Source organism: Micromonospora sp. PRAS1 (assembly GCF_059553435.1).
In genome coordinates this window covers 1-14,522 of sequence record NZ_JCANNB010000041.1, presented here as the reverse complement: position 1 = coordinate 14,522, position 14,522 = coordinate 1, and the positions used below count along the sequence as shown (strand labels likewise).

The 14,522-nt window shown below is 71.5% G+C and carries 24 protein-coding genes; 15 read left to right on the top strand and 9 right to left on the bottom strand.

Features of this window, described 5'->3' with window-relative positions:
• The first annotated feature begins 53 nt into the window (after positions 1–53).
• The 14 genes from AC507J_RS27515 to AC507J_RS27450 all read left to right on the top strand — a co-directional run bounded on the left by AC507J_RS27515 (position 54) and on the right by AC507J_RS27450 (position 7,367).
• On the top strand, positions 54–227 hold the full coding sequence (locus AC507J_RS27515; protein WP_496292567.1) for a hypothetical protein: 174 nt from the start codon (positions 54–56) through the stop codon (positions 225–227).
• Positions 224–394, top strand: a complete 171-nt coding sequence (locus AC507J_RS27510) for a hypothetical protein (protein ID WP_496292565.1) — start codon at positions 224–226, stop codon at positions 392–394. The genes AC507J_RS27515 and AC507J_RS27510 overlap by 4 nt, the downstream gene beginning before the upstream one ends.
• Positions 381–1,616 (top strand): helix-turn-helix domain-containing protein, encoded by a 1,236-nt coding sequence (locus tag AC507J_RS27505; protein ID WP_496292563.1) that lies wholly within the window; start codon positions 381–383, stop codon positions 1,614–1,616. Before AC507J_RS27510 ends, AC507J_RS27505 begins: the two co-directional genes overlap by 14 nt.
• Positions 1,613–2,047, top strand: coding sequence for a helix-turn-helix domain-containing protein (locus AC507J_RS27500; RefSeq protein WP_496292561.1), 435 nt, complete (start codon positions 1,613–1,615; stop codon positions 2,045–2,047). The genes AC507J_RS27505 and AC507J_RS27500 overlap by 4 nt, the downstream gene beginning before the upstream one ends.
• A 32-nt stretch (positions 2,048–2,079) precedes the next feature.
• Complete coding sequence (locus AC507J_RS27495) at positions 2,080–2,418, top strand: hypothetical protein (RefSeq protein ID WP_496292559.1); 339 nt, start codon at positions 2,080–2,082, stop codon at positions 2,416–2,418.
• A gap of 147 nt (positions 2,419–2,565) precedes the next feature.
• Complete coding sequence (locus tag AC507J_RS27490) at positions 2,566–2,859, top strand: hypothetical protein (protein ID WP_496292557.1); 294 nt, start codon at positions 2,566–2,568, stop codon at positions 2,857–2,859.
• 108 nt (positions 2,860–2,967) lie between these two features.
• Positions 2,968–3,114: a hypothetical protein gene (locus tag AC507J_RS27485; protein WP_496292555.1), complete on the top strand. Its 147-nt coding sequence runs from the start codon at positions 2,968–2,970 to the stop codon at positions 3,112–3,114.
• Positions 3,111–3,686 carry a helix-turn-helix domain-containing protein gene (locus tag AC507J_RS27480; protein WP_496292553.1) on the top strand — a complete coding sequence of 192 codons (576 nt, stop codon included), beginning with the start codon at positions 3,111–3,113 and terminating at the stop codon, positions 3,684–3,686. The genes AC507J_RS27485 and AC507J_RS27480 overlap by 4 nt, the downstream gene beginning before the upstream one ends.
• Complete coding sequence (locus tag AC507J_RS27475; RefSeq protein WP_496292551.1) at positions 3,683–4,978, top strand: hypothetical protein; 1,296 nt, start codon at positions 3,683–3,685, stop codon at positions 4,976–4,978. The genes AC507J_RS27480 and AC507J_RS27475 overlap by 4 nt, the downstream gene beginning before the upstream one ends.
• A gap of 75 nt (positions 4,979–5,053) precedes the next feature.
• On the top strand, positions 5,054–5,308 hold the full coding sequence (locus tag AC507J_RS27470) for a hypothetical protein (protein WP_496292549.1): 255 nt from the start codon (positions 5,054–5,056) through the stop codon (positions 5,306–5,308).
• A complete protein-coding gene (locus AC507J_RS27465; protein ID WP_496292547.1) occupies positions 5,305–5,901 on the top strand; it encodes a hypothetical protein in 597 nt (198 codons plus the stop codon). Before AC507J_RS27470 ends, AC507J_RS27465 begins: the two co-directional genes overlap by 4 nt.
• Before the next feature lie 53 nt (positions 5,902–5,954).
• A complete protein-coding gene (locus AC507J_RS27460) occupies positions 5,955–6,365 on the top strand; it encodes a hypothetical protein (protein WP_496292545.1) in 411 nt (136 codons plus the stop codon).
• 109 nt (positions 6,366–6,474) lie between these two features.
• Positions 6,475–7,059 carry a type II toxin-antitoxin system Phd/YefM family antitoxin gene (locus tag AC507J_RS27455; RefSeq protein ID WP_496292543.1) on the top strand — a complete coding sequence of 195 codons (585 nt, stop codon included), beginning with the start codon at positions 6,475–6,477 and terminating at the stop codon, positions 7,057–7,059.
• Between the two features lie 5 nt (positions 7,060–7,064).
• Positions 7,065–7,367: a hypothetical protein gene (locus AC507J_RS27450; RefSeq protein WP_496292541.1), complete on the top strand. Its 303-nt coding sequence runs from the start codon at positions 7,065–7,067 to the stop codon at positions 7,365–7,367.
• 201 nt (positions 7,368–7,568) lie between these two features.
• Here AC507J_RS27450 and AC507J_RS27445 read toward each other — a convergent pair whose 3' ends face one another.
• Entirely contained in the window at positions 7,569–7,799 is a 231-nt protein-coding gene (locus AC507J_RS27445; RefSeq protein ID WP_496292539.1) for a holin, read from the bottom strand.
• Between the two features lie 29 nt (positions 7,800–7,828).
• Here AC507J_RS27445 and AC507J_RS27440 point away from each other — a divergent pair, with 29 nt between their 5' ends.
• Positions 7,829–8,011, top strand: coding sequence for a hypothetical protein (locus AC507J_RS27440; RefSeq protein WP_496292537.1), 183 nt, complete (start codon positions 7,829–7,831; stop codon positions 8,009–8,011).
• 3 nt (positions 8,012–8,014) lie between these two features.
• Here the strand turns inward: AC507J_RS27440 and AC507J_RS27435 are convergent, their stop codons facing one another.
• The 8 genes from AC507J_RS27435 to AC507J_RS27400 form a co-directional block, all read right to left on the bottom strand.
• On the bottom strand, positions 8,015–8,320 hold the full coding sequence (locus tag AC507J_RS27435) for a putative phage holin (RefSeq protein WP_496292535.1): 306 nt from the start codon (positions 8,318–8,320) through the stop codon (positions 8,015–8,017).
• On the bottom strand, positions 8,317–8,520 hold the full coding sequence (locus AC507J_RS27430) for a DUF7620 family protein (RefSeq protein WP_496292533.1): 204 nt from the start codon (positions 8,518–8,520) through the stop codon (positions 8,317–8,319). Before AC507J_RS27430 ends, AC507J_RS27435 begins: the two co-directional genes overlap by 4 nt.
• A complete protein-coding gene (locus tag AC507J_RS27425; protein WP_496292531.1) occupies positions 8,504–8,797 on the bottom strand; it encodes a hypothetical protein in 294 nt (97 codons plus the stop codon). Before AC507J_RS27425 ends, AC507J_RS27430 begins: the two co-directional genes overlap by 17 nt.
• Before the next feature lie 6 nt (positions 8,798–8,803).
• Positions 8,804–9,718 (bottom strand): peptidoglycan recognition protein family protein, encoded by a 915-nt coding sequence (locus AC507J_RS27420; RefSeq protein ID WP_496292529.1) that lies wholly within the window; start codon positions 9,716–9,718, stop codon positions 8,804–8,806.
• A 125-nt stretch (positions 9,719–9,843) separates the two neighbouring features.
• Positions 9,844–11,037, bottom strand: coding sequence for a right-handed parallel beta-helix repeat-containing protein (locus AC507J_RS27415; protein ID WP_496292527.1), 1,194 nt, complete (start codon positions 11,035–11,037; stop codon positions 9,844–9,846).
• A gap of 292 nt (positions 11,038–11,329) precedes the next feature.
• On the bottom strand, positions 11,330–12,262 hold the full coding sequence (locus tag AC507J_RS27410) for a hypothetical protein (protein WP_496292525.1): 933 nt from the start codon (positions 12,260–12,262) through the stop codon (positions 11,330–11,332).
• 11 nt (positions 12,263–12,273) lie between these two features.
• Positions 12,274–13,404 (bottom strand): Gp37-like protein, encoded by a 1,131-nt coding sequence (locus AC507J_RS27405; protein WP_496292523.1) that lies wholly within the window; start codon positions 13,402–13,404, stop codon positions 12,274–12,276.
• Positions 13,405–13,424: 20 nt separating this feature from the next.
• The gene (locus AC507J_RS27400) at positions 13,425–14,351 is read right to left on the bottom strand and encodes a hypothetical protein (RefSeq protein ID WP_496292521.1); all 927 of its coding nucleotides are present in this window, start codon (positions 14,349–14,351) and stop codon (positions 13,425–13,427) included.
• Positions 14,352–14,522: the final 171 nt, after the last annotated feature.

Genomic DNA, 14,522 nt, shown 5'->3' with positions numbered 1-14,522 from the left:
CGGTCACGCGCCATCAGCATCGCCGCCGCTGCCACATACGCGAGGAGGCACCGATGATGCTCGTTCGATGGGCTCGGCGCTGGATCCGCCGACAACCCACCACGACGGCCCCGGGCCGCGCCGCGCAGCCCACCCCCAGCCGCCAGGCACTCACCCGGCACCGGCACTTGGCCGACGCCCACCACCGCGCCGGCGGGTGGCGCTACGACGGGTGGACGGTGCGGTGAGCAAGCGGGATCGGGACGACGCGCCGAAGGTCGGGCCGGCCATCCAGGCCGCCGAGCACGAGGCCGCCAAGCAGCGCATCCTGGCCCAGGCGGAGGCCGAGCGCACACCGCTCGACGACACCACCCGGGTCGTCCCTGACCGGCGGCGCCGCCGTGACCAGTCCTGACAGCCCGCCAGGCCGGCGGGTCGCCTACTGGCGGACCCGGCGGCACATGTCGCAGCAGGTGTTCGCCGACCGGCTCGGCAAGTCGAAGAGCTGGGTAGACAAGATCGAACGTGGCGTGCGTCGGCTCGACAAGGTCTCCGTCCTCCGCGCGATCGCTGACGTGCTCCACATCGACGTCGCGCAGCTCACCGGCAGCGTCGCAGTCGATGACGAGCCGACCGACGTGACGGTGAGGGCTGAGATCACCGAGCTGGAAGCCGCTCTGGCTCGCTACGACACGGTCATCACCTCCAGCGACCGGCTACCCGACCTGTCACCGGATCAGCTGGCGAAGAACATCCGGCACGCCTGGCTCACCCTGGAGTACGGCCGGTACGAGCAGCTGCTGGCCGCCCTGCCGCGCCTCATCGCCGAGGGTGAGCGGCGCCGCCGCGACCACAGCGACGGCCAGATCTCCGGCCTGCTCGGCCAGACGTACCAGATCACCGCCGCTCTCCTGCGGAAGATCGGGGAGGCGCAGTTGGCGTGGGTGGCCGCCGACCGGGCCATGACGCTCAGCGAGGCCGCCGGTGATCCGCTGCTGGCCACCCGCGCCGTCGTGCCGCTCGCCGCGGTCGTTCGTGACCTCGGTCAGCGGCGCCGCGCGGTCGAGCTGTGCCTGGTCGTCGCGCACCAGGCCCCGGACAGGTCCTTCAGCTGCGCCGAGCAGCTGTCGGTATACGGCGCCCTGCTCATCGAGGCCGCGCTGGCGGCCGCGCAGATCGGCGACGAAGCGACGGCGGCCGAGCTGGTCGACGAGGCCGCCGAGGCCGCCAAGCACGTCGACGGGAATCACCTTTGGACGCAGTTCGGGCCGGCGGCTGTCGCTACGGCCCGGGTCGCCACTGCCGTCGAGCTCGGCGAGGCAGCCGCGGCGGTCGCCGCGCACGTCGACGCGACGGCGCGGCCCGGCTACCAGCGGATGCCGCCGGCGTGCCGAGCGCACCACCTGGTCACCGCAGCACGCGGCTACGCACACGCCGGCGACGTGACGGCCGCCGGGCACTGGCTGCTGGAGGCGGCGTCGATCGCGCCGGCGGAGGTACGGATGCGGCCCGTCGCCCGGGAGGCGCTGCGGACGGTGATCCGCCGCTCGCAGCGGCCCGACCCGCTGTTGGTGCAGTTGGCCGAGTCGATCGGTGTGGACGTGGCCGGCGACAGGGAGAGCAGGAGGACAGGATGAAGCTCGGCGAGCTGAGGTCGGTCGACGACGTCGTGCGGGAGCTGGTGTCGCTCGTCGCGTCACCGGGCGAGGCCGACGACGAGCTGCATGCCAGGGTCCGGGCGCTGGTCGAGCGGGCCCAGCGGATTCCGCGTGCGGTGCGGGGCCAGGAGCTGCGGGCATACCGTCACGAGCTGCGGCGGATGCGGATCGAGCAGACGATGACGGCGCGGCAGGTGGCCGCTGAGCTGGGCTGGTGCGCGTCGAAGATCTGGCGGATCGAGCAGGGGTCGGCGGGCATCCGCGAATCCGATATGCGGCAGCTCGCGGAGCTGTACGGGGCGGATGCGGCGACGGTGGATCGGTTGGTGCGGGAGTCGCGGGCGGGGTGGCGGGTGGGCGGCCGGCGTCGCCGCGGCGGCCGGCGGGCTGCGGGCTCGGGGCAGCGGTGATGGCGGGTCGGCGCAGCGTCAGGTGGCGGGCCATGGTGGCCGTGGTCGCTGTGGGCGCGTACGCGATCGGCCCCGCCGGCCCGCCCGCACCGAGGCCGGCGCTGGCCCCGGCCGCCGATGACCGGCCGGCATGCCAGGCCGTCCAGCGCCTCAACGACTTCGCGGACCCGCCGACGATTCGCGGGGCTGGCATCCAGGCGGCGACCGCCGCCGACCCGGGCATTGCTGCCGCCGGTCAGCGCCTGGTGGACGCGGCGGACTGGATGATGCACGACCCGGGCATGAGCGCGAACGTGGTGGTGGCGGCGGCGCGGATGCGGGTGGTGGCGGCGTGCGCGGCGCGGTTTGAAGGTGGCCCGGGTCCCGCGTAGTCCGGGACGACGAAACGCCCCCCACCCGGCTGGTTGCCCGGGTGGGGGGCGTCGTTGTTGGGCGGTCGACACCAAACCGCCAAACCTCGTGTTGATTTCATTCGCCACGTGTTGTAGCGTTTCGGCCGTCGGCAGGAAGGAGCCGAGATGACCACCCCCACAAGCCTGGCGGACCTGGGCGCACGGCTCACCGCCGTCACCCACCTCACCAGCCACACCGGCCGGGCCAGGGCCATGCTCGACCTCCAGGCCGAGATCACCGAGGCGCTGTCCGCCGGAATCGACGAAGCGGTCGTCGCCTCCGTCGGCGAGATCGGCCGCGAACAGACCGCCAGCAGGCTCGGGCTGAGCCCGGGCTGGGTCGGTCAGCGCATCACTGCCCACAACCGCCGGACCGGCCGCCCCGGTCGCCCCGGCCGCAGACCTAGACAACCCAGCTAGCTACCAAGTTGCTCCCAAGCTAGGAGCAACACCCTTCACGAAGTCGGGCCCGGACGCGGTGATCCTACCCACCGGCCGAGCCCTTGATCAGGAGCGAGGTCCTGACCCGTGCACATCATCGCGCACGCGCGCCCTGCTGCGCGCACCGCCCCGACCCGGCGCCTCATCGCCAGCTACGTCGGCACCGTCGCTGGCCTCCGCGCCGCGCTCGCCGCCGCCACCCAGGCCCGGCCCACCGTCGGTGGTGCCCTGTGAGCCAGTACGTGAAAGCCGCCCTGCTCGCGACCAAAGGCCTCGGGAAGAACGAACGCGCCGTCGCCGTGGCGATCGCCGCCCACATGAACAAGGCCGGCGACGCCTGGCCCAGCGTGGCCACCATCGCCGAGTACGCCGACTGCTCCGAGCGCACCGTCCAACGGGCCATCGCCAAGCTGATCAACCTCGGCCGCATCGTCTGGCGGCACGTCTCCGGCATCGCCACCCGCGTCTACCGGCTCGTCAGCGCAGCCGTCGAGGGGGTGACGTCCACGGGCCCGGGGGTGACAAACGGAAGCTCCGGGGTGCCACATCAGGCCGCTGGGGGTGACAGCCAGGGTGACACCCGAAGTGGTGAAGAGAGTTTGAAGGAGAAGCCGCGCGCAAGCGCGCGGGACTGGCGTCGCTTCATCCCGAAGACCAAGGCCCGGCCGCCGTACCCCGAGCGGCGCGGCGCGGCCCTGCCGCCCCCGCCCGGCGTGGACCGCTGCGCGAAGCCGGGACACGTCGGCCAGCCCGTGGTCGGGTGCATCCCGTGCCGGTCGGAGTCCCTCGCGGGAGGTGTGCGATGAGGCTGCTGAACCGCACCCCGAAGCTCACCCCGGCCGAGGCCGCCGAGCTGCGCCGCATCGAACTCGCCGCCCAGATCGAGCACGAGCGCCAGGTCGACCAGCTGCGCCGCGAGCAGGAGGCCGCCGACCGGGCCGAGCAGCGCCGCGCAGCCCGCGACCGGGCCCGCGAGGAGGAACGCCGCCGCAAGGCCAAGACGAAGGCCCGGGCGCGCCGCCGCGCCCAGCTGCACCGCATCGCCGAGCAGGCCCGCACCGTCGGCCCGCTGCTCGTCGTCAACGCGGTCACCGTCGGCGGGCAGCTCGCCTACGTGTACGACGAGACCCCGGCCAGCTGGGGCGTGCCGGCGCGGATCGCGATCGCCGTCGGGGTGGCCACCGCCGCCGAGTCGGTGGCGCTGTACGTGGGCTGGCACGCCCACGACGCCCTGCTCCAGCAGGCGTACACCACGGCGGCGCGGCTACGGCGCGCGTCGTACGGGATCGCTGCGGTGATGGCCGCGGTGAACTACTCGCACTTCGCCGGCGACGGCTTGGAGCCGACCGCGCTCGCGGTGATCCTCGGCGTCCTGTCCAGCCTGTCCCCGTGGCTCTGGGGTCTGCACACCCGGCGGGCTCAGCACGTGCAGCTGCGCGCCGAGAACCTCGTTGACGAGCCCGGCGCACAGTTCGGCCCGGCGCGCCGGCGCGCGTTCCCGATCCGTTCGTGGGCGGCTCGCCGCTGGAGCATCGACCACAACGTCCGGGATCCGAAGGAGGCGTGGGAGGGGTACCGGGCTCACCGGGAGGCGCAGCGCGCCGCCGCGCCGCACGGCCGGATCCGGGCCGCGTGGGCGGCTCTGCGCGGACGCACCGGTGAGCCGACTCAGGCCGTGAGCCCGGACGACCCCGAGATCCAGCAGTGCGCCGAGACGCGGGAGCAGATGGCCACCGCCCGGCGGCGGATCCTGGGCCGCACCAGCTGGCTCGGGCTCGGCCTGTGGCCCCGCAAGGCCCAGCGCGACGAGGACCCGGCCGCCGACGCCGACGCTGGTCAGGACGACGATGAGTCGGATCCTGATCCCGAGTCAGAGACCAAGTCGGGTCCAGAGCCGGAGCCCGAGGGTCTGCTCAGCCGGACCGACGTGCGGCGACTCGAAGAGGCGTACGAAGAGCTGACCCGGGGCGGCAAGCCACGGCCGAAGGGCGAGGTACTCGGCGCCCGCGCCGGATGCAGCAAAGCCACCGCGAACCGTTGGATGCGGATCCACCGGCCTCAGGCTCAGGACCCGGGCTCGGATCCGGCTCAGAAGTAGATAGCCCCGGGGCGCGGCTCACGCCTGGCAGCCGGCCGCGCCCCGGGATCCCACCTCCGAAAGGCAGGACTCACCATGATGCCCCACGCCCAGAGCCCGGCACGCCGCTGCCGGCTCCACATCTTCGACGGCCAGTACGAGGTGCTGCACCGTGAGCGCCACCTCGTCACCCTCGACCTCGACGCGCCCGGGATCGACATCACGCTCGACCAGTACCTCCAGCAGCTCACCCGGGCGGCCCGCGCCGCGAATGAGCCGATGGACAGCCCGCGCCTGGAGGTCCGCTGCGCCGACACCGGCGAGCTGCTCGTCAACCGGTCGGGAGCGTGACCGTGTACCTGCTCGCTCCGTCCCCGAGCCCGTCGCCGGCGCCGGCCGCTACGGAAGCGGCTGCGGCGGCCGCCGACGCCGCGCTGTCCCCGACCGGCGTCGCGGTGCTGCTGCTCCTCGCCCTGGTCGTCGACTACATGTCCGTCGGCCCCAACAGCCTGCGCGACCGGCTGGCGTTCTTCATGGCCGTCACCGCGATCCGCGAGGGCTTCGACGAGAGTCCGCTCGACGAGTGGACCGTCGAGCAGCTCCGCAGCATCATCCAGCAGCTACTCGACGCCACCGGCGGCGCGTACATCGCCGGGGCGAGCATCAACCTGATCATCGGGGCGCTGGTGGGCCTGCTGTGGATCTACGTGATCGGCTGCATCTTGCCGGTGAAGTTCGGCAAGCGGTTGGGCCGGTTCGCGACCCTGTCTTTTCCGACGTCTGGCCTGCACCGGCTCAACGCTCCGCTGTGGGCGGCCGCGGTGCCGCTGGGCCTGATGTCCGATCTGCCCGACGGTGTGGTCGGCACCGTCACCCGGACCCTTCTCGATGTTGTGACCGCGCTGGTGGCTCCGCTGCCGGCCTGGCTGTTCGGAGCTGTCTGATGTTGATCGTTGCTGCTGCTGAGTCGTCCCGGGGTTGGGGCGGACCGATTGGGATGCTCGTCGCGATCGTGGTGTTCGTTGTGATCGTCGGGGTGATCGAGAACCTGCCCGGCCGGAAGAGCCCCTCCCCCGAGGGGGATGCCCACCCCGATGGTGGTGTCAAATCGCAGGTCACGGCGGTGTCTGACACCGATGACACCGGCGATGACACCCCGTGGTGGGGAAGCATTCGGGTGATCGGCGGACGCCGGGTGCGGGTCGCTGGCCCGCCGGTCGACGCCGTCGAGGACGAGGGCCTGGACGTCGACGAGGAGGAGCTGACGATCGAGGAGGAGGCGGCCATGCTGGAGGCGGCCGGCGTCGCGTACATGGAGATCGTGCGGCGGCTGATGGACGGCTGGCGGGTGTCGGAGGCCACGGCGAAGCGGGCGATCCGAGCCGCCCGGGCGGCCCGGGTCGGGTAGGTCCGGAGACGACGACGCCCCCGCCGGCTCAGGCCGGCGGGGGCGCCTCCACCCGAAACCTTAAGGTTCATCCTTGACGCGCCGCTGGCAAAACCTTAAGGTTTCGGGTGTGAGCAGCAAAGAGGTTGGAATCGAAGAGGCCCGGAAGAGGCTCGGCGAAATGGTCACCGGCGTCCAGCAGGGGCCCGACATCATCATCACCCGAAACGGCAAGCCCGCCGCCCGCCTGACCCGCATGGAGGACACCGTGACCGCACCCGCCACCAGCCAGGCCCAGCAGGCCGGCGAAATCATCAAGCTGACCCTCAGCGAGGTCCAGCAGATGATGGACATGTCCTCGCGCACCGTCGACACCGCCAGCAGCCTCGCCCGCCAGGGCAGCATCACCGAGGCGACCTACCACGCAGCCGCTGTCCGCGCCGCCGAGACGCGCGTCTGGGCCGACCTCGCCGGCCGCCTCGACCTCACCGCCGACGACGTCGCGAACCCGCCAACCGATCTCACTGCCGACGAGGCGGAGCACATCATCGCGACGGCCCGCTTCCACGTCGGCGTGCTACGCCACCAGACCGAGCAGCCCCCCACCATCGACGTGCACGACCATGTGGCCCTCGGCGCGGCAGTCCTCACCCTGACGCGTCGCGCCGCGGCCCTGCGCCTGATCGCCGTTGTCGAGTCGATCCTCGCTGGCTGAGACCGATGGACAAGCTGACCGCACTCCGGATCTACAGCACCGTCTACCTCGCCAAGGCCACCCAGCTGGCCACCTCCCGCATCGCCCGGGAGTGGATGGAGAGCATCGACTTCCGGACGGCCACCCGGGACGAGCTGGAGCAGCACGCCGAGCAGGCCGCCGCCTGGGCCAGCATCGGGATGCTGCCCGCCGAGGCGGCACCGCTGATCGAGTCCGGGATGACCCCGGAGATGGTCACCGCCACCGACCCGACCACGGACGCAGAGCGGATGGAACGCCTCGCGGACCGGATCCAGCTGCTCGACTGAGACGACGAAACGCCCCACCCGAAGCCGGGTGGGGCGTTTCTCATCGTGGCGGGGCGACAGGGCCAGCTCCTAGGTCTGCTGGAACCCGCCGGCACTACGGCCGCGTGGCCGGGGCCGGTCTACCCACTCCTGCGCGTCGCCCCTAAATGGGAGCCTGGTCGGTCCCGATGGTCGCGATCCACCGGCACCGCGCCGACGATCCTACTTGGCGCCACCGACCAGACTCGGCGTACCCGACTCGCCGGCACCAACGGACACGAGCGACGTCAGCACCGACAGCACCGCAGCGCCGGCCGCCACGCCACCGGCCGCCACCCAGTCCGCCTGCCAGGCGGAAAAGACGACGTCTCCGCCCCAGTAGAGCAGCAACGCCTGCGCCGACGACTTGACCGCGCGCTCGGCGGTGGCCTTCCAGAACTTGCTGGTGAACATGGCAGTACCTCCCTGGGTACGGTCTCGGTATGCAGCGGTACAGGTGGACCCCCGACGGCATCGCCGAGGTCCCCGAGCCATGCCCAGACGGACACGACACCACCACCCCCGCCTGGGGGCAGTGCACACGATGCGGCGCACCGGGCCGACAGTGGCGCTGCCAGACCGCCGGCTGCGGCAAGACCACCCAGCACCAGCACCAGTGCGCGTAGCGGCTACCGCCGGCCCGCCGGCTCCTGGTCTTGAGCGCGGTGCAGCAGCACACACCGCCAGATCACCTGCCCGACCAGCCATGCCAGCAGCAGCAGAGTGATGACGTCCCGGCCCGGATAGTCAGGAAACAGCCGAGCCGCCACGATCAGCGCGAACAACGCGCCCAAGTTGGCCGTGAACTCCATCAGGTGCCGCCCGACGGCGTTGCGGCGCCAGTCTCCGGCCGTCAGCCACTGGTAGGCGACCACGAAGTACAAGCAGGCCAACCCTCCCAGGCTGGCCAGCACCGTCGCCGCGTGTCTCATCATCTCGACCCCCGTAGTGCTCGCATGATCGTCGGGCCGAAGTGGTTCTCTCTCCGCAACTCGTCGACGCGGCTCGCGACGTTCTCCACCGTCTCGGTGTCCGCGTGCGCGGCCGCCAGGGATTCCCGTGCCTGCTCCAGCCGGCGGCGTGCGGCGAGGGTTTCCGGTGACGGCCGCCGCCGTCGTCTACTCCACCACGGCATCGCCGCCCGCCTCCCTCGCCAGGGACTGGAGCACCTGCACCGACATGTCGCCCTGACCGAGCAGCCGGCTCACCTGAGCACTCCGTACCCGCAGCTCGTCGTCGCGAGTCCTGAGCGTCGCCTCCAGCGCGGCAATGCGCTCTTTCAGGTCACCGACGCGGTCCTCGTGCGCCGATCGCGGGAGCAGCCGGCCCAGCAGGATCAGCACCACGACCAGGGACAGCAGGCCGACTGGGCCGCCCTGGGCTACGAGAGCCGCGAGAGGCGCATCCAGCACCGCCGCCTACGCCTGCGGTGCGGCGAGCCGCTCACCGATCAGCCGGACGACCTCGGCGGCGTCCAGCTCGCCCGAGTTGCCCTGCCGGACCAGCTCGGCCAGCTCGGCGTCGCGCTGCACCTCGGCAGCGGCGACAGCGGCCAGCTCGGCGCGGGTCCGCTCGCCCTGCTCCCGGATCGTCGCGAGCACCTGCTCCTGGCTGCCGCCGGTCACCGCCCGCAGGATCGCCTCATCCCGCAGTTTCGCGTCGGCCAGCTCAGCGAGCATCCGATTGCGGGACTGGAGCACGTAGTAGTTGGTGGAGGTCAGGACGCCCTCGACGGTGGTGGTCTTCGCGCTGTACTTGACCTCGCCGTCGGTGCGGAGCGTGACCTTGTCGGTGAGCTTCATGCTGTCCTCCTTGGGGGTGGTGGGTGTCGGCTTCGGGCCGGCGAGCAGGTCGGGGAGCTCCTGGCGCATCCATTTGGCCAGCCGGTCGCCGGGGCACGACGTCGCGTACTTGTGCCCGGCCGGCCACACGCCGCGGTGCGGGATGACCGCCAGGGTCTTGCCGGTACGCCGCCGGGCCTCGATCACAAACGCCACGAATGCGTCGAGGTCCTCGCGCGCCGGCAGGGCGTCGTTGTAGTCGCCGCCGAACACGACCTGCAACCTGCTGTTGTCGTGGTCGCCGGCCGGGTGGCGGGTCCAGCCGCGCAGCTCGGTGACTCGGCCGCCCGCGATCCCGAACGAGTAGCCGATGTCGGCCAGCCGGCTACCAGGCGGGCGCCCCTTGGTCTGCCAGTGGTGGATGGCCGCCCAGGAGGAGAAATTGCCGCCGGTGTGGTGGCCGGTGATGCCGGTCCATGAATCGATGCTGCGGTGGCTGATGCTGGCCGGGACCGAGGGTAGACCCGCCTTGGCGCGACTGATGATGTCCATGCTGCTCCCATGCGAGGTCGGCCGAGCCACGCTGCAGGTGTCGGCTGGTGAGTGGTGGAAGAGAGGGGCGCCCGGCAGTGGTCAGCCGGCGGCGCGCAGCACCTCGGGCAGCCACACCAGACGCATTACGCCTCCGGTGGGTAGATCACGTTGTGCTCGATCACCTGCTCGGTGCCGGACACCTCGATCGGTGCCTGCGTCAGGTCAGCGTCCACCCGCAGGCTGTTGCCCAGCACGAGGTTGTAGCCGGCGTCCCCGTCGCCCGTGAGCCGAATCAGCGCCCGGGTCTCATCGGCGTTCGGCGAGCTGGTCACCCGGTTGTTCGCGACGATGTTCTCCCGCGTACCGAACTCGAGGTGGATTCCGATCGCGCCGCCATCCACCTCACCGTCGATGCCGACCGCCGTCACCGTGTTTCCGACGATGCTGTGCCCCGACCCGGTCGCGAACACCGAATGCCCCGGGGACCCGTCGAACACACACGCCTGCACGGTGACGTTGTTGCAGTCCTGGATGCGCAGATGCCCGCCAGTTCGCGTCAGCGGATGCGCATTCACAAACGTGCACTCGCTGATCATGTTCAGGCCCGAAAGGATCAGCACGGCGAACGGGTCGGAGCCGCCGATCGGGGGAGTAAGGCCGCCCATGTATTCGATGCTCGACCGGGAGAGCCAGTTTTCGTCCGAGCCGTCGATGAGCACTGCGCCGCCCTTACCGGGCGATTGCAGCGTCTGCGTGATCTCGCAGTCGACGACCCGGTTGTGGTGCCCGTAGGTGTCGTTGACGGTGATGTTGCCCAGAACTAGCCCCCAGTCATAGGGGTTGACCAGGCGTAGCCGTTCGAAACTGCACTGGACCGCGCCGGCGGCGAGGATGCAGCCGCCAGCGGTCTGCTGATCACACCGGCCGTCTACCGTCAGATCGGATATCCGGGCGGCGATGATCCCGTCCGGCGACTCCGTCACGAACCGGATCACATAGTCATCCAGGCCAGGTGCCGCCTGGATGACCGTTTCGCGGCCGAGCCCGCGGATCGTCACGGCCGCCGGCACGATGACCGGCGCCGAGCAGATGAACTGGCCTCGGGAGAGCAGCACCTCCACGCCGGAGTCGACGGCCGCCTGGAGCTGCACCTGGTCGTCCACTCCGGTGCAGACCCAGTTGGCCCGCGCTTTCTCCGTCGGCGACGCACCGGACGCGGCGACGTACACCACGCCGGGACCGCCAACTGCCGGAGTGTCCGGGCCGCCGCCGTGCGCGGCCTCATCGGCGATGTGCGCGGCCAGCCGCGCCGCGGTGTCCGTCGGCGTCACCAGCACCCGCGGCCCGCCGTCAGCCGACGCCCACAGCTGCGTCTCGCGGCTCTGGAACTGGTCGACCTGCCCCGGCGCCCGGTCGTCGGTGCCGTCCGACGACCGGAGGGAGGTGACCGGCACTCCGCCCGCATCCCGCAGCTCAGTGACCTGCGTACCCTCCACGCGTTCCCGCCAGAAGTTGACGGTGGCGCCGCGTCGCAGTTGCGCCAGGAACTCGACCTCGTCGGCGGTGGCTGTGCTGAACACCCAGTCGGCGATCCCGCCGCCGTACCAATACCACTCCACGACCGCTCCCTTATGCGACAGGCCAGGTCATCGTCGCGAACACGACGGACGTGTTGGCGGGAATCGAGTTCACGCCGGGATTGATGACCACCGAGCCGTCGGTGGCCACGGCGACCGTCGCCGCACCGTCGCGCTCGATGGCCGCACTCTGGATGAGGAAAGGCGGCCGAAACCCTGGGGGGATCGAGCCGACGTTGTACGCCGTCGACGCCGACATGATCGCGCTGCGGCGGACCGTCAGCTGGAAGAACACCCATCCGTTGCGCAGGTACAGCGCGTTGTGGCTAGGCGTCCACGAGACGCCGCCTGCCCCGAAGGTGGAGACGTCCATAGCGGACCGCCCCGAGTCCTCTGCCGCCCGTACCCACGTCGTCCCGGTCGAGATCCAGCTCCGGCCGACAGCGCCGTCGACCTCCCAGATTTGCAGTCCGCGCTCGTGCGGCGGCCTGGTCGTCCGCGTGCATACGATCTGCCCGCTGTCACCGACGTACCAGCAGGTGGGGGTGATCGTTGCTGTGGCGATCGTTCCGCCCGGCGGCACCGACACCTGAGACAGGGGCAGCTCGAACACGCCCGTCCCGCGCTGCCGTACCGCCGGCGGCAGCCCCGACCCGGGCACACCCTCCCTGACCGCGAGAGCGGCCTCCATGGATGACCACGTCAGCCGCAGCACGGCATGGTCGTGGCGCGTCGCCCCAGAGTCGTTGCTGCCGACGCCACTGATCACCGCGTCCTCGTCGGTCACCTCGTAGTGGCCGCCGAGGAGCCGGATCTTGGTGCCCTCGCGTAGCAGCAGCTGCCCGCCCGACCGGTACACCGGCGCCGGGTCGGTCGGCTGTCCAGACACACCGGACGGCCCGTACCAGCCGATGCCCGCCGCGTACTCGGCGTCGGTGACCGCGCCGTCGTTGTGCTCGCCGCTCGGATACCACAGTTCCGCCACCACGCGCCTCCTTAGATCGCTTCGAGTCGGGCCAGCTGCCGGGCCAGATCGCGGGACGTGCGCAGCCAGCCCGGGTCGCGGGCCAGGGATTGGGTGCCGATCATCGCGGTCAGCACCGCACCCGATCTCGGTGTCGCCTGGAGGTGCGCGGCTCGCACCGTTTCCGTCAGCAGCAGCCCGGGGAAGGGCTCGACGCCGGCCCGGTCGCCGAGCTGGTAGTGCTGCCCGTACCGCTGATCGGGGGTGTCGACCGTGACCGTGGCCAGCCGTGCGCCGGCTGCCCCCTCAGTCAGCCGTTCGTCGCCGGCCTGCCGCAGCGTGTCGTCGTCATCGCTGTCGCGCCTGTCGACGAGGTCCTCGATGCGCCAGCCCGCGGCCTCGGCGGCAGCGTCGCGCCGCTCGATCAGCCTGCGGGCCAATCCTTCGCCCTGCGCGGCGACGAGGGCCGCTGTGACTCGGGGGATCTCCGTCTCGTAGGTGACCGATCGGAGATTGCCGAGCCCGCGTGAGAATCGGACCTGCCCGGACAGGTCCCGGGTCGCGTACACCTCGAACGTGATCGCCGCCGGCGACGCGACCGTTCGATATCCGACTGTCTCGCCGGCGGCGATCACCGCGGCGCGCAGCTCGTCGCCGAGCGGCTGGAATCGCGACTCGACCCGGATGGTCGGACCGACCGCCGGGTCGGCGGCCATCACCAGATGCGGCACCCGCCGCGAAGCGATCGCACCGGGGCCGGCGTTGACGTTGACCAGCGCCCGGATGACCGTGGACGCCTGTCCGGTGGCCACGTAGTGGGTGCTGCTGGCCAGGTGCTGGTTAGCCCAGGTCCGAGCCGGGTCGGCGTAGACCCGCCTGCCCACCGCCAGCGCCAGGTCATCGGACCAGTGGAAGGTGACCGTGCCGGGCCCGTCCATGGACCACTGGTACGCGCCATGCGGCCGCTCCACCGGCCCGGCAAGGAACGTCCGCCCGTCATGGATGAGCACCGCACGCCGGCCCGGCAACGCGAGCTCGCCCATCAGCTGCGGCAGCGCCGGGCAGGTGGCCTGCCCGTGACCCGGCTCCAGGTGGCGGGCCACCGCATCGAGCGATGTCCACGGGATCGGGTCCGTGGTCGGCCGCAGATCCCGATCCGTCAAATACAGCGTAGGCAGCATGATCAGGCCGTCTGGTAGAGGGGACGGTAGGTGAGCTCCACCGCCGCGGCACCCGCCGCAGCATCGGCGGTGAAGGTGATCCGGTTGCGGCCGCGTGCCAGGCCCCACAGCTCGCCGGTGACCGCACCGGTCCACACCTCGCCCAGTGGTCCACGGATCCGCGTCGGATCGGTCTGGATCGTCACCTCGGCGCCGGCGCCGAGCGGACCACCACCGGCCCAATCCGGGTCCAGGATCCACTGCTGGCCGGTGCGGTGGTTGATGGCGGTCAGCCTGTCCATCGGCCCGGTGATCGTCCAACTCGGCCAGGCCGTCGACTCACCCGGATTGACGATCTCCGTGTCACCCAGCACCCGGCTCGACGACACGGTCATGAACGGGTTGAGGAACGGGCGCTGGGTGCCGACCTCGCGGCGAATCGGCGGGATGCTCGGCCCCCGCCACCACGGCCTCGGCGCGAGCAGCGTCAACGCCGACGCGATGTCCCAGTCCCAGCCCTGCTCGGCCAGGCCCTCCCACCCGCCCATGTACACGGCCTCAATGTCCCGCCACGACCCGTCAGGTTGGGTCACCCGCAGCACACCCGGCCCGAGCTCCGTTGTTTGGGTGATCGCGTCGCCCAGGTCCCGCCAGCGGGTGATCATGTCCATGTGGTTGGCGCCCTGCACGATCGTCGGCAGCAGCAGGTACCGCTCCAGCTCGTGCGTGTGCCGGATGTCCACGCCGCCGCGGGGATTCGCGTCGCGCGTCACCTCGATCGGCACCGCCGACGACAGCGCGTTGGTGGCCAGGGCCCGGATCGCTCCGCGCGGTACGACCAGCGGCCATTCGCGACCGTCCGGGGCGTACCAGGTGACCGCCAGCCGCTCCTCGACCCTCGGCGGGCGAGGAGGCGGCGGCGGTGGCTGCGATGGGGCGAGGATGGGCACAGCGTCCTCCTATCGGGGGCGACCGACGCGCTGCCGGGCCTCGTGCTGCGCCATCACCAGGTCCAGCTCGCGGGGCCCGAACTGGGCAGTGGACGGGTAGATCTGCCACGTGTTGTGTGTGACGCCGCCGCCACCGGACCCGTTGGCGGCGGCCGAGCCGACCACCGCCAG